Raw genomic sequence first — 17,350 nt, 5'->3', positions numbered from 1 at the left:
CCCGACGTTACGGAGCCGGGGCACCCACCGCAGTGGGGCTAGCCCCCGTCTTCTCGGTGGGCCACACCCCCGCACCCGGCCGCCGGGCGAGCAGCCAGTACAGGGCGGCCGGGACGACGAGCCCCACGATCCACGACACGTCCGCCCCGCCGAGCGGTCCGACGAGCGGGCCCGTGTAGAAGGCGGTGGCCAGGAACGGCAGCTGGGCGAGCAGCCCGATCCCGTAGACGACGAGGGCGTCCCAACGCCAGGCGCCGTAGCGGCCGTTCGGGTCGGAGAGGGCCGGCAGGTCGTAGCGCTCGCGGGAGATCAGGTAGTAGTCGACCAGGTTGATCGCGGACCACGGCGTGAAGAACGTCAGCAGGAACAGCAGGAAGTCCTTGAACGAGGTCAGGAAGCTGTCCTTGCCGGCCAGGGCGACCACCGTGCCCGCGACCATGATGATGCCGATGTAGAGCGCGCGGCCGCGCTGCGACAGGACCCGCTGACCGCGGAATCCGCTGATGCCGGTGACCATCGACATGAAGCCGCCGTACGTGTTGAGCACGTTGACGGTGAGCTTGCCGAGCGCGATCACGAAGTAGAAGAACGAGGCGACGAGCCCCGCCCCTCCGAGCGACACGACGTACCCGACCTGGTTGTCGATGAACTTCTCACCCGCGCTCGCCGCGACAAGGACACCGAACGCCATGGACCACTGCGAGCCGAGCGCGGAGCCCGCGAGCGTCCACCAGAACGTGGCCTTGCCGCTCGTCGTACGCGGCAGATAGCGCGAGTAGTCGGCCACGTACGGGCCGAACGCGAGCTGCCAGGAGGCCGAGAGGGAGACGGCGAGCAGGAACATCGGCAGCGAGAAGTGCGCGTCGGAGAGCAGTGCGCCGACGTCCGCCTTGTCGAAGAGCCGCACGCCCAGGTAGACGAAGGCGAGCGCGCACACCACGCTCGCGACCCGCCCGAGGACGTGGATGACCCGGTAGCCGACCGTCGCCACGATCCCGGTGACGAGCGCGAAGACGATGATGCCCGTCGTGTCGTCGGTGTGGGTCAGCTGCGCGGTGGCCTGCCCGGCGAGGACGGTGCCGCTCGCGAAGAACCCGACGTACATCAGGATGACGAGGAGCAGCGGGACGACGGCCCCCTTCACCCCGAACTGGGCCCTGGACTGGATCATCTGGGGCAGCCCGAGCTTCGGGCCCTGCGCCGAGTGCAGCGCCATGACGGCGCCGCCGAGCAGATTGCCGAGCACGAGCCCGATCAGCGACCAGACCACGTCGCCGCCGAAGACGACGGCGAGGCCGCCGGTGACGACGGCCGTGATGTGGAGGTTCGCGCCGAGCCAGAGCGTGAACTGGTTGAACGCGCTGCCGTGCCGCTCGCTGTCCGGCACCACATCGATGGAGTGCTTCTCCACTACCGCTGCCATGCGATGGCCTCCTTACTTCTTGCTGAGCCCGTGCCGGCGCGCGTAGTCGTTCGCGACGTCCTCGGGGTCCTTCTTGTCCTTGTCCACGAGCCGGTTGAGCTCGGTGAGGTCCTCGGTCGTCAGGACGTTGCCCAGGCGGGCAAGGGCCTTGCGGACGGTCGAGTCGGCCTTGCGGTCGGCGATCAGCGGGACGACGTGCTGACCGGGGACCAGGTTCTTGGGGTCGGTGAGGACGACCCAGTGGTTGGCGGCGATATCGGTGTCGGTGGTGAACAGGTTGGCCACATCGACATCGCCCTTCTTCAGCGCGCCCTTCACCAACGGCCCGGACGAGTCGAGGGACTTGAACTCCTTGAACTCGACGCCGTAGACGTCCTTGAGGCCGACGGCGCCGACCTGACGCTTCTTGACCTCGGGGGCGGCGCCGATGGTGAGCTTCCCGTTGTGCTGCGCGAGGTCGGCGAGCGACGTGAGCCCGTACTTCTTCGCGGTCTCGCGGGTCACCACGAACGCGTCCGAGTCCTCGGCCATCCCGTACGGCAGGATCTGCAGGCCGTCCGGGAGCACCATGGCGAGGGCGTTCTGCATCTCGCCCTCCTCGGTGGCCTTCGACTTGGTGTCGAGGTAGTGCAGGAGGGCGCCCTGGTACTCGGGCAGCAGGTCGATGTCACCGCCCTTGAGGGCGGGGATGAGGATCTCGCGGGTGCCGAGGTTGGGGCGCACGCTCGTCTTCACACCGGCGGCGTCGAGCACGGCCGCGTACAGGTAGCCGAGCACCTGGTTCTCGGTGAAGTTGGCGGTGCCGATGGTGACACCCTTCTTGCTGGAGCCGCCGCCCGAGAGCGAGCCGCCCTGCTGGTCGAGCGAGGTGATGCCGCTGGAGCAGGCGGACAGGGCCGGGACGGAGGCCGCGGCGGCGAGGCCGCCCAGGAGGGCACGTCGGTTGAGATTGCGCATCTTGCTCGCTCCTAGGCGGACTTGAGGGTGGTGGGACGGTTGCGGAAGAGGAGCCGTTGCAGTCCGGACAGCGCCAGGTCGAGGACGATGGCGACCACCGCGACGAGCACGGCCCCGCCGAGCACCTGCACCAGGTCCCGCTGGGCGAGCCCGTCGAAGACGTAGCGGCCGAGCCCGCCGAAGGACACGTACGCGGCGATGGTGGCGGTGGCGACGACCTGGATCAGCGCGAGCCGAAGACCGGTCATGATCAGCGGCAGCGCGAGCGGCAACTCGACCTGGAACAGCACCTGATGGGCCTTCATGCCCTGCCCGCGCGCGGCGTCCCGCACCTCGGGGTCGACGGCGGTCATCCCGGCGTACGTATTGGTCACGATGGACGGCACGGCGAGCGCGACGAGCGCGATGTAGACCGGCCACATGGACAGCCCGCTCGCCAGGAAAACGAGCACGACAAGCCCGACGGTCGGCAGCGCCCGCCCGAAGGACGACAGGTTGATGGCGATGAAGGCGCCGCGCCCGGTGTGCCCGATGAGCAGCCCGACCGGCAGGGCGATCACGGCGGCGACGAGCGTGGCGAGCAGCGAGTACTGGAGGTGCTCGGCGACGCGCGTCGCGATGCCGTCGCTGCCGCCCCACTGCTCGCCGCTGACCAGCCAGGCCCCGAGGTTCTTGAAGAGTTCGAACATGGCGGGTTCAGGCCTTCCGGGTCCGAGTACGGGTACGGGCCCACGGGGTGAGCAGCCGCTGGACGCCGACGAGAGCCGCGTCCGCGACGAGCGCGAGCAGCAGGGTCAGGACGACGCCGACGATCACGGGGGTCGGGAAGTTCCGCTGGAACCCGTCGGTGAACAGCTGGCCGAGCCCGCCGTCCCCGATGTACGTCGCCACGGACACGAGCGAGATGGCCATCACGGTGGCGATCCGTACGCCCGCCATGATCACGGGCAGCGCGAGCGGCAGCTCGACGGTGAGCAGGGTCCGCATCGGCCGCGTCCCCATGGCCTTCGCGGCCTCCTTCGTCTTCGCGGGCACGGAGTCGAGCCCTTCGACGGTGTTCCGCAGGAGGACGACGAGCGTGTAGATCGTCAGGCCGATGACGGTGGTGGTGCGGGTGAGCCCGGAGACGGGCAGCAGCAGCACGAACACAGCGATGGACGGGATGGTGAACAGGACGTTCGACATCCCGAGCAGAAACCCGCGCAACGCCCGCACCCGATGCGCGACAACCGCGAGCGGCAACGAGATGACCAGCCCGAACAGCACGGCACTGAGGGCGGCCTGAAGGTGCGAGAGGGTGAGGGTGGCGAGATCGCCCTGATGCTCCCCGATCCAGGACCAGTCGATGGTCATGCGACGTCACCCACATCAAGCCCCTGCGGCGATTGAGCAGCGGGGTCCGGGGCAGAGCCCCGAGACGTGAGCCCGGACTGGGCGTCAAGATGCGCCTGACCCGACCGCTCATGGACGTCGTCCCGCGACGACACACCCGTGAACACACCATCCGCATCAACCCGGACAACCAACCCCACGGGCGACGCCACCGACTCGTTCAACGCGGAAAGCAACGAGTCCCCATCGCGGAGCACCCGCACGGGAGCCTCACCCCCACCCTCCCGCTCGCGCCAAGCGACCGGCTTGCGCGCACCGTCAAGCACCAACTCCCACGCCCCACCCTCCGGCGCGGCCCCCTGCGCCACCCCCGCAAGCGTCGAGAGCGACAACAGCTTCAGCCCCCGCTCGGCCCCGAGGAAGTCCGCCACGAACTCGTCCGCGGGCCGCGCGAGCAGCTCCTGCGGCGGAGCACACTGCACAAGGTGCCCGCCCTCCCGGAACACGGCGATCCGGTCCCCGAGCCGCACTGCCTCGTCGATGTCGTGCGTGACGAAGACAATGGTCTTGTTCAACTCGGTCTGAAGCCGCAACAGTTCGTCCTGAAGCTGCGTACGCACGACGGGGTCGACGGCCCCGAACGGCTCGTCCATCAGCAGCACCGGCGGGTCCGCGGCGAGCGCCCTCGCCACCCCCACCCGCTGCTGCTGACCGCCGGACAGCTGATGCGGATACCGCTTGCCCATCTCGGCGGAGAGCCCCACCCGCTCGAGCAGCTCTCCGGCCGCGGCCCGCGCCTTCTTCCGCCCCCAGCCGAGCAGCAGCGGCACCGTGGCGACGTTGTCGAGCACGGTGCGGTGCGGGAAGAGCCCCGACTGCTGGATCACGTACCCGATGGAGCGCCGCAGCTCAGCGGCGTCCTGCTCCAGAACATCGCGCCCGCCGACCCGGATGGTGCCCGACGAGGGCTCGACCATACGATTGATCATCCGGAGGCTCGTCGTCTTGCCGCAGCCGGACGACCCGACGAAGACGGTCACGCCCCCCTCCGGCATGTCGAGCGAGAGATCATGCACCGCTGTCGTGCCGTTCGGGAATCGCTTGTGGACCGCTTCGAACTGGATCATGGAGCGCCTCTGGAGTCCTCTTGCCCGTCCTGCATATCGTCATGCAGAGTTCTCGGTGCGTGAATAATTTGTCAATGCCTCCGTGTAAATCATCGGTAAATCCCGTTCTCGGGCCCGAACTATGAGATGCGGACGCCCTTTTAGGGCATAGGCGACCGTTGACCACCTTTCGAGGAGGAAAAGCCAGTGATGTCCCACCCGGCCCATCCGGTCGTCGTGCTCGACGGCCACGGTCTCCCCGTCGCCGACGTGGTCCGCCTCGCCGACGCGAGCGCCCGCCCGGTCCCCGGCACGGACGCCATGAAGCGCGTGGAGGAGTCCTGGAACGCGGCGCGGGAGATCGCCGCGTGGGGCAGGGTCTACGGCCGCTCCACCGGCGTCGGCGCCAACCGCAGCGAGGACGTGCCCACCGAGGCCGCCGCCGACCACGGCCTGCGCCTGCTGCGCAGCCACGCGGGCGCGATCGGCGACGAGCTGCCCGAGCGCGAGGTCCGGGCGATGCTCGCGGTCCGCGCGAATCAGCTCCTGGCCGGCGGCGCGGGCCTGCGCCCCACCGTCGTCACGGCGCTCTGCGAGGCGCTGGAGGCGGGCGCGTACCCGTCGGTCAACGAGCACGGCTCGGTCGGCACCGGCGACATCGCGCCCCTGTCCCAGATGGGCCTGGCCCTCGCCGGCGAACACCCGTGGCGCGGAAAGGGCACCCCGCCCAAGCCGCAGCCCCTCGACAACAACGACGCCCTGGCCCTGATCTCCTCCAACGCGCTCACCCTCGGCCAGGCCGCCCTCGCCCTGCACGAGCTGCGCGACCTGCTGGCGGCGACTGATCTGGTCGCAGCCCTGAGCCTGCTCGCGGTCGACGGCTCCTACGAGGCGTACGCCCTGCCCGTGCACGAGTCGCGCCACCACAAGGGCTCCTACGACGTGGCGGCCCGGATGCGCGGGATCCTCGGCGCCGAGGACCGCCCCACGCCCCCGCTCGGCCGGATCCAGGACCCGTACGGCTTCCGCTGCGTGCCGCAGATCCACGGGCCGGCGCAGGACGCGGCGGACGCCCTGGAGGACGTCCTCACCGTCGAGATCAACGCGGCGGCCGAGAACCCCCTGATCTCCTACACGGACATGGCGGCCTACCACCACGGCGGCTTCTACATGGCCCAACTGGCCCTCGCGCTCGACCACTTCAGGCTCGCCATCAGCCAGGTGGCGCGCCTCTCCACGTCCCGCCTGTCCACCCTCAACGAACCGGCCTTCACCCGCCTGCGCCCGTTCCTCGCGGACGGCGAACCGGCCTCGTCCGGCGTGATGATCCTGGAGTACGCGGCCGGCGGCGCCCTCGCCGACCTGCGCGCCTTCTCCGCCCCCGCCTCCCTCGGCCACGCGGTCCTCTCGCGCGGCGTCGAGGAGCAGGCCAGCTTCGCCTCCCTGGCGGCCCGTCAGACCCTGCGCGCATGCGCGGCGTTCCGCCAGGTCGTGGGCTGCGAACTGGTGGCGTCGGTCCGTGCGCTGCGCCTTCGCGACCTCCACCCCGACCCTGAACTCCCGGTGGGCCGGGCCTTCGAACTGGCGGCGGAGGAACTGCCCGAGGACGTGGCGGACCGGCCACTGACGGGCGACGTGGAGCGGGCGGCGACCGTACTGACGCGCTTCATGGAGGTCTGAGCCCTGTCGGGTTTCATGGAGGTCCGAGCCCTGTCGCCCCTAGCCCTCCGCCCCGTTCCCTGAATAGGATCATGCAAAATTCGGCACCGTTGAATGGATCGGCGGGAGACATGAGCGAGCGCACGGACAGCACACGGAGCGGGGCGGGGAGCGACGCGGGGGCGCACAGCCCCTCCACCCGCCTCCAGAACCTCTTCGAGGGGCACCGCCTCACCCCCACCCAGCGCCGCATCGCGCACTGCATGGTGCGCCGCGCGGCCGAGGTGCCGTTCCTGTCCTCCGTGGAACTGGCCGAACTCGCCGGGGTCAGCCAGCCGTCCGTGACCCGGTTCGCCGTGGCGCTCGGCTTCGACGGCTACCCGGCGCTGCGCAAGCACCTGCGCGAGACGGCCCCCGCCGAACCCGCATCCGCCACCAAGGCCAACGAGTACCAGCAGGCCGTGGAAGCCGAGATCGCCAACCTCCGGCACCTCGCCGAACTGCTCGCCGACCCGGAACCGGTCGAGCGGGCGGGCCGGCTCCTCGCCGCCTCACCCACGCTGCTCGTACTCGGACTGCGCGCGGCGGCGTCCCAGGCGTTCGGCTTCTCGTACTTCGCCGCGAAGGTCCACCCCGACGTACGCCTCCTCGACGAGGGCGGCACCATGCTCGCCGACCGCATCGACGCGGCCGTCCGCGCGGGCGCCACGGCGCTGCTCTGCTTCGCGCTCCCCCGCCACCCGCGCGAGGTCGTCGACGCCCTCGCCTACGCGAAGGAGGCGGGCCTGACCGTCGTCACGGTCGCCGACTCCGCCTTCGCCCCCGTCGCCCGCCACTCGGACCTGCTGCTGCCCGCCGCGGTCGGCACGGGCCTCGCCTTCGACACGGCGTGCTCGCCGATGCTGCTCGGGCGGGTGCTTCTGGAGGCGATGTGCGACGAGTTGCCGCAGGCGCAGGCGCGCCTCGAGGAGTTCGACGTACGGGCGGCGGAGCGCGGCCTCTTCGTCGAGTAACGGGCAACGCCCGCAGGGGAAAAGCGAGTGGCGCGGGGACCGCCGCACCCCCGTGAACGGGGGGCGGGACGACGGCGGTCCCCGCGAAGGGCGTGCACCCGGTCAGGCCGGGTGATCGCCCAGGGCGTCCATGGAGGTCCGGGAGCCGCTCCGGAGTTCCTGACGCCGCTCGCTGCCGGCTGAGGCGGGGAGCCGCTCCCGCCCCCTTTCCGACAACCACCAATCTGCCGGGCCCGTGTTAAGCCGGTGCTGCGCGCACGTGACGCGCTCGTACCGTTTTCGCGAACCCGGGAAACGGACTACTTCGCGCCGCTCCTGGCCAGGAAGGACAGCAGGTCCTGACGGCTCACCACACCCGTCGGCCTGCCCTCGACCAGCACGATCGCCGCGTCGGCCGCTCCGAGCACGCTCATCAGGTCCGCCACCGGCTCCCCGGATCCGACCTGCGGCAGCGGCGCCGACATGTGCTTCTCCAGCGGATCCTGCAAGGAGGCCCGCTGGGTGAACAGCGCGTCGAGCAGCTCCCGCTCGACCACGGACCCGATGACCTCTGCGGCCATCACGTCCGGGTGCCCCGCCCCCGGCTTCACGATCGGCATCTGCGAGACCCCGTACTCGCGCAGTACGTCGATGGCCTCACCGACCGTCTCCTCCGGGTGCATGTGGACGAGCGAGGGCAGCGCGCCGCCCTCCTTGTCCTTCAGCACGTCGCCGACGCGCGCGCTGGGCCCGGAGTCCTCCAGGAATCCGTAGTCCGCCATCCAGTCGTCGTTGAAGAGCTTCGAGAGGTATCCGCGGCCGCTGTCCGGCAGCAGCACGACCACGATGTCGTCGGGGCCGAGCCCCTCCGCGACCCGCAGCGCCGCCACGACGGCCATCCCGCAGGAGCCGCCCACGAGGAGGCCCTCCTCCTTGGCGAGGCGCCGCGTCATCTGGAACGAGTCCTTGTCGGACACCGCGACGATCCCGTCGGCGACCTCCCGGTCGTAGGCCGTCGGCCAGAAGTCCTCACCCACGCCCTCGACGAGGTACGGGCGCCCGGAACCACCCGAGTACACCGAGCCCTCGGGGTCGGCGCCGATGACCTTGACCCGCCCCTCGCTCACGTCCTTCAGATAGCGGCCGGTCCCGGAAATGGTGCCGCCGGTGCCGACGCCCGCGACGAAGTGGGTGATCCGCCCGTCCGTCTGCTCCCACAGCTCGGGCCCCGTGGAGTGGTAGTGGGACTCGGGATTGTGCGGATTGCTGTACTGGTCCGGCTTCCAGGCGCCGGGCGTCTCACGGACGAGGCGGTCCGAGACGTTGTAGTACGAGTCCGGGTGCTCGGGGTCCACCGCCGTCGGGCAGACCACCACCTCGGCGCCGTACGCGCGCAACACATTGATCTTGTCCGTGGAGACCTTGTCCGGGCAGACGAAAATGCACTTGTAGCCCTTCTGCTGGGCCACCATGGCGAGGCCGACGCCGGTGTTGCCGCTGGTCGGCTCGACGATGGTGCCGCCCGGCTGCAGCTCCCCGCTCTTCTCCGCCGCCTCGATCATGCGCAGCGCGATGCGGTCCTTCACGCTGCCGCCGGGGTTGAAGTACTCGACCTTGGCCAGGACGGTCGCCCGCAGCCCTTCGGTCACCTTGTTGAGCCTCACCAGCGGGGTGTTGCCGACGAGGTCGATCATCGATTCGTGGATGCGCACCGTGGTCTCCGGGTTCTCCTCCGTAATGGTGCCGTCAGGGTAAGGGGCACACCATGGACCATGTCGCTTCATCCGGCGTTGCGATTGGCCGACAGGGATAACGGGGCAAGGAGTCCTTGTAGCCGTAAAAGAGTCGCAGAGGCAGGTGGTCGCGGAACATGTCGAGCAGGGCGAGGGTGGCACGGCGGATCGCAGCGGGCGCCGCGTACGGCGGCGGCGGGATCGGCCTCCTTGGCGCGGCCACGGTCGGCGTGGTGCTCGCCGAGGTACAGATCGCGCGGCGCCAGGTCGGCAACCACGGTCCCGAGCCGGTGCACGTGCCGGCCGCGGACGGTGTGTACGGGCGGCGGATGTACGGACCCCACGACGGCGAACCGCTGCGCTTTCTGATGCTGGGCGACTCGACCGCCGCGGGGCAGGGCGTGCACCGGGCGGGGCAGACGCCGGGCGCGCTGCTCGCGTCCGGGCTCGCGGCGGTGGCGGAGCGGACGGTGGAGCTGCGCAATGTGGCGCTGCCGGGCGCGCGCTCCGACGACCTGGACCGCCAGGTGCCGCTCGGCCTCGCCGACCCCGACTGGCAGCCCGACGTCTGCGTGATCATGATCGGCGCGAACGACGTCACGCACCGCATCCCGGCGACGACGTCCGTGCGCCACCTGTCGGCGGCCGTGCGCCGCCTGCGCACGGCGGGCGCCGAGGTGGTGGTCGGTACGTGCCCCGACCTCGGCTCGGTGGAGCCGGTGCAGCAGCCGCTGCGCTGGCTGGCCCGCCGCGCCTCACGGCAGCTCGCCGCGGCGCAGACCATCGGCACGGTGGAGCAGGGCGGGCGCACGGTGTCGCTGGGCGATCTGCTGGGCCCCGAGTTCGCGGCGAACCCCCGCGAACTCTTCGGCCCCGACAACTACCACCCCTCCGTGGAGGGCTACGCGACCGCGGCGATGGCGGTGCTCCCCACGCTGTGCGCCTGCCTGGGCCTGTGGCCGGAGGAGGAGCGCCCGGACGCCTCCCGCGCCGAGGGCTTCCTCCCGGTCGCCCGCGCGGCGGCGCGGGCCGCCCAGGAGGGCGGTACGGAGGTCGCCGCGGCCATGCCGACCGGTCCCCGGGGGCCGTGGGCGTTGCTGAAGCGGCGCCGCCGGCGCCGGGTCACGACGGAGGAGCCGGTATCGCAGTCGAGCGCTTGACCGTCCTCCGCTCCCGGGGCTCCGCCCCGGACCCCGCGCCTCAAACGCCGGCGGGGCTGAATTTGCCCAGCCCCGCCGCAGGGGCTTGAAGGGCTGAGCAAGCGCTTAGTAAAGTGCGGCAGGGGTCACACCCGCGCACCGGTGACCTGAGCGGTACGTACGGGTAACTTCCCTCACGGTCAGCCGTATCGAACTCTGGAGCCGCGTGATGCCCGAAGCAGTGATCGTCTCAGCCGCCCGTTCCCCCATCGGCCGCGCCTTCAAGGGGTCGCTCAAGGACCTCCGCCCGGACGACCTGACCGCCACGATCATCCAGGCCGCCCTCGCCAAGGTCCCCGAGCTCGACCCGCGCGAGATCGACGACCTGATGCTCGGTTGCGGCCTCCCCGGCGGCGAGCAGGGCAACAACCTCGGCCGGATCATCGCCGTGCAGATGGGCATGGACCACCTCCCGGGCTGCACCGTCACCCGGTACTGCTCCAGCTCGCTCCAGACGACCCGCATGGCACTGCACGCCATCAAGGCCGGCGAGGGCGACGTCTTCATCTCGGCCGGCGTCGAGATGGTGTCCCGCTTCGCGAAGGGGAACTCGGACTCCCTCCCCGACACGCACAACCCGTTCTTCGCCGAGGCCGAGGCCCGCACCGCCGAGGTCGCCACGCAGGAGAACACCACCTGGCACGACCCGCGCGAGGACGGCCTGGTCCCGGACGCGTACATCGCGATGGGCCAGACCGCCGAGAACCTGGCCCGCGTGAAGGGCATCACCCGCGCCGAGATGGACGCCTTCGGCGTGCGCTCGCAGAACCGCGCCGAGGAAGCCATCAAGAACGGCTTCTGGGAGCGCGAGATCACCCCCGTGACGACCCCCGACGGGACCGTCGTGAGCAAGGACGACGGCCCGCGCGCCGGCGTCACCCTCGAGGGCGTCTCGGGCCTCAAGCCCGTCTTCCGCCCCGACGGCCTCGTCACGGCCGCCAACTGCTGCCCGCTGAACGACGGCGCCGCCGCCCTCGTCGTCATGTCGGACACCAAGGCGCGCGAGCTGGGCCTGACCCCGCTCGCCCGCGTCGTCTCCACCGGCGTCTCGGGCCTCTCCCCGGAGATCATGGGCCTCGGCCCGGTCGAGGCCAGCAAGCAGGCGCTGAAGCGCGCGGGCCTGACCATCGACGACATCGACCTGGCCGAGATCAACGAGGCGTTCGCCGCGCAGGTCATCCCGTCCGCCCGCGAGCTGGGCATCGACGAGGACAAGCTGAACGTGAACGGTGGCGCCATCGCCGTCGGCCACCCCTTCGGCATGACCGGCGCCCGGATCACCGGCACGCTGATCAACTCGCTCCAGTTCCACGACAAGCAGTTCGGCCTGGAGACCATGTGCGTCGGCGGCGGTCAGGGCATGGCGATGGTCATCGAGCGTCTGAGCTGATCAGGGGCGACCGGAAGCGGTCTATCCGTTCGTGATCCAATCTCCCCCAGGATGTGACGTGCATCTCGGGGGATTTTGGTTTTTGCAGGTCAGCCCATGCCCAGGCCATATCGGGGCTAAACACCCGGACAAAAGACCTGTCCGTTTCGTGACGTAATGCACTGACAGCCAGTTCATTCAGGCTTCAAGCTGATGTAGGAAGTCGGGGGTCGACTTGAAACCGGGAGTACGTCAGTGAGCGCCATGCCTGCCGCCATAAGTGTCCTCGTGCTCGCCACGGCCGCTGCCACGGCCGTCGGCGTCGCCACCCTGCAGCACGTCAGGGGTCTGCGCCGCCAGGTCTCGGAGCTGCGCGACGAGCTGGGCGGGGACCGCGCCGTCCAGGCGCTCCCCGCCGTTCCCGCCGCCCGCACCACGCCGGACGCCGAGGCGATACGCAACGCCGTCGCCGACGCCCTCGCCGAGGAGCGGGAGCGCGAGCTGGCTGAGGCTCGTGCGTTCTGGGCCGCCCAGGAGGCGCGGGACAGCTCGGAGCTGCCGCCGTTCCTGGCGGGCGGCGCGCTCGGCGACGACATGTTCCTGCCGCGCCAGGCGGACCTCGCGGGCCTGGAGCCCTTCGGGGAGCCGTCGCTCGACCCGGAGGACGGGTTCGCCGGCACGGCCGCGCTCGACGAGGTCGACGCGCTCGTCGAGGAGTCGCCCGAGCTGGCCGCCGCCCGCCGCAGGCACCCCTCGCACCCCGACTTCGTTCCGGTCCAGTCGCCGGTCGTGGGCGACCACGAGCGCACGGTGCAGTGTCTTGAAGAGCTGGCGCAGACGCGTACGGCGCTCGCCGACGTCCGCCCCGGTCCGCTCGGCACGCTCGACGTGTACGTGTTCACCGACGGGACGACGCTGTGCATGACCCCGGGTCACCGGGAGACCGCGGAGCAGCTGGCCGCCGCCCTGCGCGCCGGCGAGACCCCCGTCCTGCTCGGCGGCTCGGGCGTCTCGGGCGCGTACGCCCTGACCTTCGAGTGCGGCGACGGCAGCGTCTACATCCTGGCGGACCGGGTCATAGCTTCGGCCTGAGCTTAAATACCGGCCCGCTTCATCGACTGCTCGACCAGTTCCACGGCCTCCGCGACCGCTTCCGCGTCCCGGAGGGAGACCGCCAAGTCCCGCCCCGCGACCGTCACTTGGTCGGCCGCGGCGAACATCCCCGCGTCGGGCATCTCCCGCACGGGCGCGCCGGGCGCATCCAACTCCTGGGCCCGCGACGAAAGCTCCCTGGCCAGCGCCAGCGCCTCCGCGGCGGCCCCCCGCTGCAATCTGCTCTGCGGCGCGGCCCTGAGCCGATCGGCGAACTGATCCACTGCTGCGGTCAAAGGCGTCGTATCAAGCACGCGCCGACTGTAGCTGTTTACAAGCCCCCAACGCTCAGGCACGGTGGCGTGAAGGCCCGGCCACATCGAAGCGTTCCGGAGGCGCCGATGTCCCAAGTCTTCTCCGAGGAGACCCACCGCAATCTGCTGGCTCGCATCCCCCACTGCACCGGTCGTGAACTCGGCGACTGGATGCGCACCGTCGAAGAAGGCCCCTGCTTCCTTCGCTTCGAAGAGAAGGTCAGTTGGCTGCGTGGCGAGCACGATCTCGCGTACGGCCACGCGAAGGCGATCATCCACGAGTACGACCTGAGGCGCGCGGCACGGCGATTCCGTTAGCGCCCACTCCCCTTCACGACCCTCACCTCACGGCAAGGGGCCCGCGCACCGATGGTGCGCGGGCCCCTGTCCGTCGGGCGGTTGTCACACCTAGTCGTTGCCCTGCAGGATCGCGATGAGCCGCAGGAACTCCAGGTAGATCCAGACCAGCGTCATGGTCAGGCCGAACGCGGCGAGCCACGCCTCTTCCTTCGGGGCGCCGTACGCGACGCCGTCCTCGACCTGCTTGAAGTCCAGGGCCAGGAAGCAGGCGCCGAGCAGGATGCCGACGATGCCGAACACGACACCGAGCCAGCCGCTGCGGAAGCCGAGGCCGTCACCGCCGCCGAAGACGGCGAACAGCAGGTTGATGCCCATCAGCACCACGAAGCCGAGCGCCGCGGCCATCACGAAGCCGTAGAAGCGGCGGTTGACGCGGATCCAGCCCGCCTTGTACGCGACGAGGACCGACGCGAAGACCGCCATCGTGCCGAGCACGGCCTGCATGGCCGCGCCGGGGGCGATGAAGGTGTCGACGATGTTGGACACCACGCCGAGGAAGACACCCTCGAGGGCCGCGTACGCCAGGATGATCGGCGGCGACGCCTTGCGCTTGAAGGCCTGGACGAAGCCCAGCACCATCGCGACGAGGGCCGCGCCGATGGCGATGCCGTACGACTTGCCGATGTTCGCCTCGTCGACCGGCAGGAACGCCCAGGCGAGTGCGGCGGTGACGATCAGCAGGCCGAGCGTCGTCGCGGTCCGCGTGACGACGTCGTCGATCGTCATCCGGCCGGTGCCTGCGGGCGCCTGCGGAGCCCCGTACTGGACGTCCTGCTGTGCGTAGGGGTTCTGCGCGTACGGGTTGCCGGCGGGGGCCTGGCCGTAGGGACTGCCCTGCGCCGTGCCGACAGCGGGGCCCCCGGCCTGCGGCGCCTGCGCGTTCGCGTTGAACTGCGCATAGCCGTTGTCGCGGCTGAACCCCCGTCGCGAGAAGACCGGGTTGCTGCTCCTCATCTCACTCCTCCATGGCCACCCTGTATGGCCTTGCCATCAAGGGTAATGGTCTGGCAAAGATCCGACCCTAGTGCTCAGGGAGGATCTTTCCCATCCTGTTACGAGGAACGTCCCGTGCACCCTCTGTGTTCCGTCATCCGGCCCCTCATACGGGAAACCCGGTGTACGCCTCCGCGAGATCCGTCTCGGCCGCCTTCGAGGTGGTCACGCGGTCCAGCTGGGCCAGCTGGATCTTGTCGTCGAAGGCCGTGGCGTCGGGGGCCCGGTGCAGCATGGTCGTCATCGCGTAGGAGAAGCGCTCCGCCTGCCAGACGCGCCGCAGGCAGGTCTCGGAGTACGCGTCGAGCGCTTCCGCGTCGCCCTTGTCCACGTACGTGATGAGGGCGCGGGCGAAGGTGATGACGTCGCCGACGGCGAGGTTCAGGCCCTTGGCGCCGGTCGGCGGGACGATGTGCGCCGCGTCCCCGGCGAGGAAGAGGCGGCCGTGCCGCATCGGCTCGTGGACGTAGGACCGCATGGGGGTGACGGACTTCGACGTGATGGGGCCGCGCTCCAGGCGCCAGGACGGGTCGTCGACCTCCAGGCGGCGGTCGAGCTCGGCCCAGATCTCGTCGTCGGACCAGGACTCGGCGTCGGTGCCGGCCGGAACCTGGAGGTACGCGCGCGTGACGTGCGGTGAGCGCATGGACATGAGGGCGAAGCCGCGGTCGGAGCGGTTGTAGATCAGCTCGTCGTGGGAGGGCGCCACGTCGGCGAGGATGCCGAGCCAGGCGTACGGGTAGGTGCGCTCGTACGTGCGGACGAGGTCCTCCGGGACGGCCTTGCGGGCCACGCCCCAGAAGCCGTCGCAGCCGACCACGTAGTCGCAGTCGAGGGTCTGCTCGCGGCCCTCGTGGCGGAAGCGGACGCGGGGGCCCGCGGTGTCGGCGCCCTCGACGGCGAGGGCCTCCGCCTCGAACAACAGGGGCCCGCCGTCGGCCAGTTGGGCCGCGATGAGGTCCTTGCAGACCTCGGTCTGCGCGTACACCATGACCTGCTTGCCGCCGGTCAGGGCGGGGAAGTCGACGCGGTGGCGGCGCCGGTCGAAGCGCAGCTCTATGCCGTCGTGCGGCAGGCCCTCGCGGTCCATGCGCGCGCCGACGCCGGCCTCGCGCAGTACGTCGACGGTGCCCTGCTCCAGGATCCCGGCGCGCTGACGCTGCTCCACGTAGGCGCGATCGCGGCTCTCCAGGACGACCGACTCGATGCCGGCGTTGTGCAGGAGCCTGGCCAGGAGCAGCCCGGCCGGGCCCGCTCCGATGATGCCGACGGTGGTGCGCATACGGGATCCCTCTCGCGTCATTGCGTTCGTTCGCCTGTGGTGCTGTGCTTCGCCTGTAGTGCTGTTCGCCTGGTGAACTTTCGTTCATCAAGTTCTGTGCGGATCCTCGCCCCGCGCGGGGCGCGTGTCAATGGTCGCGAGGGCGCCCGGGCCGGCCGGGCCGCGCGGGAGCTGGGCGAGGGCGCGCCAACACCCCTGAGAATGAAGGAGGTTGGGGGCCGCGACGCGAGCGGGGAGAAAGGTTCGGAGGTGCCCGGAACCGGACTTGAACCGGTACGCCCGTTAAGGGCAGCGAGGTTTAAGCTCGCCGTGTCTGCATTCCACCATCCGGGCAGGCTGTGGGGCTCCGCGTCGACGTTCCGAGCCTATCCGGCGGCGTCCCTCGATCAGCGGAAGTACGTCCCCACGTTGTCTTATTTTATTGATGTCTGAGGGTGCATCAGCACACACCGGGGCCCATCAGCACCTGCCGGGAGCGCTGCGACCGCCGGGGACGGCTCCCTGGGGAATGACGTGATTTCACCGCCCCGGTCGGCGCACCCGGGTCCGGTGCCTCTCAGGGGCGGGGGTCATCCCCAGGTATGACTCGGGCTCCCCCCGGTCCCTCCGAAGTCGCCCTCCGGAACGAGAGCTGCGGCTGACCTTCCCGGCCCGATCGGCCGCGACGATGGAAGTGTCCCCGTAAGCAGCACGCAGACCGACAGGAGCACCCTCCCGTGACCACCACCCCGCTCGCGGGCCGTCCCACCACCACGGCCGCCGCCCGCGCCACGGATCTGTCCAAGATCTACGGACAGGGCGAGACCCGGGTGGTCGCGCTCGACCAGGTCTCCGTCGAGTTCCGGCAGGCCGAGTTCACCGCGATCATGGGCCCGTCCGGTTCCGGCAAGTCGACGCTGATGCACTGCGTCGCGGGCCTCGACACGTTCTCCTCCGGGTCCGTCCGGATAGGCGAGACCGAGCTCGGGTCCCTGAAGGACAAGCAGCTCACCAAGCTCCGCCGGGACAAGATCGGCTTCATCTTCCAGGCGTTCAACCTGCTGCCGACGCTGACCGCCCTGGAGAACATCACGCTCCCCATGGACATCGCGGGCCGCAAGGCCGACAAGCAGTGGCTGGAGAACGTGATCCAGATGGTGGGCCTCTCCGGGCGCCTCGGGCACCGGCCCGCGCAGCTCTCCGGCGGGCAGCAGCAGCGTGTGGCGGTGGCCCGCGCGCTCGCCTCCAAGCCCGAGATCATCTTCGGTGACGAGCCGACCGGAAACCTCGACTCGCGCTCCGGGGCGGAGGTCCTGGGCTTCCTGCGCAATTCCGTGCGAGAGCTGGGGCAGACGGTGGTCATGGTCACCCACGACCCGGTCGCGGCGGCGTACGCGGACCGCGTGATCTTCCTGGCGGACGGGTGCGTGGTGGATGAGATGAGTGATCCGTCGGCGGACTCGGTCCTGGACCGGATGAAGAAGTTCGACGCCAAGGGGCGGACGACCTGAGCGTTGCCTCGCTCGCGGGGCTCCGCCCCGGACCCCGCTGCTCAACCGC

16 protein-coding genes and 1 tRNA gene are annotated in these 17,350 nt (G+C 70.4%); 7 read left to right on the top strand and 10 right to left on the bottom strand.

From position 1 onward, the window contains the following. Positions 1 to 7: 7 nt before the first annotated feature. The 5 genes from ACP4E5_RS26705 to ACP4E5_RS26685 are packed head-to-tail and all read right to left on the bottom strand — an operon-like array spanning position 8 to position 4,839. Positions 8 to 1,423: a purine-cytosine permease family protein gene (locus tag ACP4E5_RS26705; RefSeq protein ID WP_425832899.1), complete on the bottom strand. Its 1,416-nt coding sequence runs from the start codon at positions 1,421 to 1,423 to the stop codon at positions 8 to 10. Between the two features lie 12 nt (positions 1,424 to 1,435). Further along, positions 1,436 to 2,380, bottom strand: coding sequence for an ABC transporter substrate-binding protein (locus ACP4E5_RS26700; protein ID WP_425832897.1), 945 nt, complete (start codon positions 2,378 to 2,380; stop codon positions 1,436 to 1,438). Positions 2,381 to 2,391: 11 nt separating this feature from the next. Continuing rightward, the gene (locus ACP4E5_RS26695; RefSeq protein WP_425832895.1) at positions 2,392 to 3,069 is read right to left on the bottom strand and encodes an ABC transporter permease; all 678 of its coding nucleotides are present in this window, start codon (positions 3,067 to 3,069) and stop codon (positions 2,392 to 2,394) included. A gap of 7 nt (positions 3,070 to 3,076) precedes the next feature. After that, positions 3,077 to 3,733: an ABC transporter permease gene (locus ACP4E5_RS26690; RefSeq protein WP_425832893.1), complete on the bottom strand. Its 657-nt coding sequence runs from the start codon at positions 3,731 to 3,733 to the stop codon at positions 3,077 to 3,079. Beyond that, positions 3,730 to 4,839 carry an ABC transporter ATP-binding protein gene (locus ACP4E5_RS26685; protein WP_425832891.1) on the bottom strand — a complete coding sequence of 370 codons (1,110 nt, stop codon included), beginning with the start codon at positions 4,837 to 4,839 and terminating at the stop codon, positions 3,730 to 3,732. The genes ACP4E5_RS26690 and ACP4E5_RS26685 overlap by 4 nt, the downstream gene beginning before the upstream one ends. 189 nt (positions 4,840 to 5,028) lie before the next feature. Between ACP4E5_RS26685 and ACP4E5_RS26680 the strand changes: the two genes are divergently transcribed. Both ACP4E5_RS26680 and ACP4E5_RS26675 read left to right on the top strand, forming a co-directional pair. Continuing rightward, entirely contained in the window at positions 5,029 to 6,498 is a 1,470-nt protein-coding gene (locus ACP4E5_RS26680; protein WP_425832889.1) for an aromatic amino acid ammonia-lyase, read from the top strand. Positions 6,499 to 6,608: 110 nt separating this feature from the next. Next, positions 6,609 to 7,490, top strand: coding sequence for a MurR/RpiR family transcriptional regulator (locus tag ACP4E5_RS26675; RefSeq protein ID WP_425832887.1), 882 nt, complete (start codon positions 6,609 to 6,611; stop codon positions 7,488 to 7,490). A gap of 299 nt (positions 7,491 to 7,789) precedes the next feature. Here ACP4E5_RS26675 and ACP4E5_RS26670 read toward each other — a convergent pair whose 3' ends face one another. Then, complete coding sequence (locus tag ACP4E5_RS26670; RefSeq protein ID WP_425832885.1) at positions 7,790 to 9,181, bottom strand: cystathionine beta-synthase; 1,392 nt, start codon at positions 9,179 to 9,181, stop codon at positions 7,790 to 7,792. A gap of 158 nt (positions 9,182 to 9,339) precedes the next feature. Here ACP4E5_RS26670 and ACP4E5_RS26665 point away from each other — a divergent pair, with 158 nt between their 5' ends. The 3 genes from ACP4E5_RS26665 (at position 9,340) to ACP4E5_RS26655 (ending at position 12,862) form a co-directional block, all read left to right on the top strand. Beyond that, the gene (locus ACP4E5_RS26665) at positions 9,340 to 10,362 is read left to right on the top strand and encodes an SGNH/GDSL hydrolase family protein (protein WP_425832883.1); all 1,023 of its coding nucleotides are present in this window, start codon (positions 9,340 to 9,342) and stop codon (positions 10,360 to 10,362) included. A 208-nt stretch (positions 10,363 to 10,570) separates the two neighbouring features. Continuing rightward, positions 10,571 to 11,791, top strand: coding sequence for an acetyl-CoA C-acetyltransferase (locus ACP4E5_RS26660; protein WP_425832881.1), 1,221 nt, complete (start codon positions 10,571 to 10,573; stop codon positions 11,789 to 11,791). 243 nt (positions 11,792 to 12,034) lie between these two features. Further along, a complete protein-coding gene (locus ACP4E5_RS26655) occupies positions 12,035 to 12,862 on the top strand; it encodes a hypothetical protein (protein ID WP_425841665.1) in 828 nt (275 codons plus the stop codon). A gap of 2 nt (positions 12,863 to 12,864) precedes the next feature. On the opposite strand, the gene ACP4E5_RS26650 is transcribed toward ACP4E5_RS26655, so the two are convergent. Then, positions 12,865 to 13,176 (bottom strand): hypothetical protein, encoded by a 312-nt coding sequence (locus tag ACP4E5_RS26650; RefSeq protein WP_425832879.1) that lies wholly within the window; start codon positions 13,174 to 13,176, stop codon positions 12,865 to 12,867. 87 nt (positions 13,177 to 13,263) lie between these two features. Between ACP4E5_RS26650 and ACP4E5_RS26645 the strand changes: the two genes are divergently transcribed. After that, on the top strand, positions 13,264 to 13,494 hold the full coding sequence (locus ACP4E5_RS26645; protein WP_326019949.1) for a DUF4287 domain-containing protein: 231 nt from the start codon (positions 13,264 to 13,266) through the stop codon (positions 13,492 to 13,494). A gap of 90 nt (positions 13,495 to 13,584) precedes the next feature. Here ACP4E5_RS26645 and ACP4E5_RS26640 read toward each other — a convergent pair whose 3' ends face one another. The 3 genes from ACP4E5_RS26640 to ACP4E5_RS26630 all read right to left on the bottom strand — a co-directional run bounded on the left by ACP4E5_RS26640 (position 13,585) and on the right by ACP4E5_RS26630 (position 16,144). Further along, entirely contained in the window at positions 13,585 to 14,490 is a 906-nt protein-coding gene (locus ACP4E5_RS26640) for a Bax inhibitor-1/YccA family protein (protein ID WP_425832877.1), read from the bottom strand. Between the two features lie 145 nt (positions 14,491 to 14,635). Then, positions 14,636 to 15,811, bottom strand: a complete 1,176-nt coding sequence (locus ACP4E5_RS26635) for a 4-hydroxybenzoate 3-monooxygenase (RefSeq protein ID WP_425832875.1) — start codon at positions 15,809 to 15,811, stop codon at positions 14,636 to 14,638. 250 nt (positions 15,812 to 16,061) lie between these two features. Further along, positions 16,062 to 16,144, bottom strand: a tRNA-Leu gene (locus tag ACP4E5_RS26630). 383 nt (positions 16,145 to 16,527) lie between these two features. Here ACP4E5_RS26630 and ACP4E5_RS26625 point away from each other — a divergent pair. After that, positions 16,528 to 17,301 (top strand): ABC transporter ATP-binding protein, encoded by a 774-nt coding sequence (locus ACP4E5_RS26625; protein WP_425832873.1) that lies wholly within the window; start codon positions 16,528 to 16,530, stop codon positions 17,299 to 17,301. Positions 17,302 to 17,350: the final 49 nt, after the last annotated feature.

The organism is Streptomyces fractus (assembly GCF_049844455.1).
GTDB classification, from domain to species: Bacteria; Actinomycetota; Actinomycetes; order Streptomycetales; family Streptomycetaceae; genus Streptomyces; species Streptomyces fractus.
The sequence above is the reverse complement of the archived record's forward strand: the minus strand, read 5'-3'. Positions and strand labels throughout refer to the sequence as shown.

Bases quoted from the DNA above. Each gene is read 5' to 3' on its own strand.
- ACP4E5_RS26635 (WP_425832875.1), bottom strand. From the start codon at position 15,811: ATGCGCACCACCGTCGGCATCATCGGAGCGGGCCCGGCCGGGCTGCTC.
- ACP4E5_RS26695 (WP_425832895.1), bottom strand. From the start codon at position 3,069: ATGTTCGAACTCTTCAAGAACCTCGGGGCCTGGCTGGTCAGCGGCGAG.
- ACP4E5_RS26690 (WP_425832893.1), bottom strand. From the start codon at position 3,733: ATGACCATCGACTGGTCCTGGATCGGGGAGCATCAGGGCGATCTCGCC.
- ACP4E5_RS26680 (WP_425832889.1), top strand. From the start codon at position 5,029: ATGTCCCACCCGGCCCATCCGGTCGTCGTGCTCGACGGCCACGGTCTC.
- ACP4E5_RS26705 (WP_425832899.1), bottom strand. From the start codon at position 1,423: ATGGCAGCGGTAGTGGAGAAGCACTCCATCGATGTGGTGCCGGACAGC.
- ACP4E5_RS26640 (WP_425832877.1), bottom strand. From the start codon at position 14,490: ATGAGGAGCAGCAACCCGGTCTTCTCGCGACGGGGGTTCAGCCGCGAC.
- ACP4E5_RS26645 (WP_326019949.1), top strand. From the start codon at position 13,264: ATGTCCCAAGTCTTCTCCGAGGAGACCCACCGCAATCTGCTGGCTCGC.
- ACP4E5_RS26655 (WP_425841665.1), top strand. From the start codon at position 12,035: ATGCCTGCCGCCATAAGTGTCCTCGTGCTCGCCACGGCCGCTGCCACG.
- ACP4E5_RS26665 (WP_425832883.1), top strand. From the start codon at position 9,340: ATGTCGAGCAGGGCGAGGGTGGCACGGCGGATCGCAGCGGGCGCCGCG.
- ACP4E5_RS26700 (WP_425832897.1), bottom strand. From the start codon at position 2,380: ATGCGCAATCTCAACCGACGTGCCCTCCTGGGCGGCCTCGCCGCCGCG.
- ACP4E5_RS26675 (WP_425832887.1), top strand. From the start codon at position 6,609: ATGAGCGAGCGCACGGACAGCACACGGAGCGGGGCGGGGAGCGACGCG.
- ACP4E5_RS26660 (WP_425832881.1), top strand. From the start codon at position 10,571: ATGCCCGAAGCAGTGATCGTCTCAGCCGCCCGTTCCCCCATCGGCCGC.
- ACP4E5_RS26685 (WP_425832891.1), bottom strand. From the start codon at position 4,839: ATGATCCAGTTCGAAGCGGTCCACAAGCGATTCCCGAACGGCACGACA.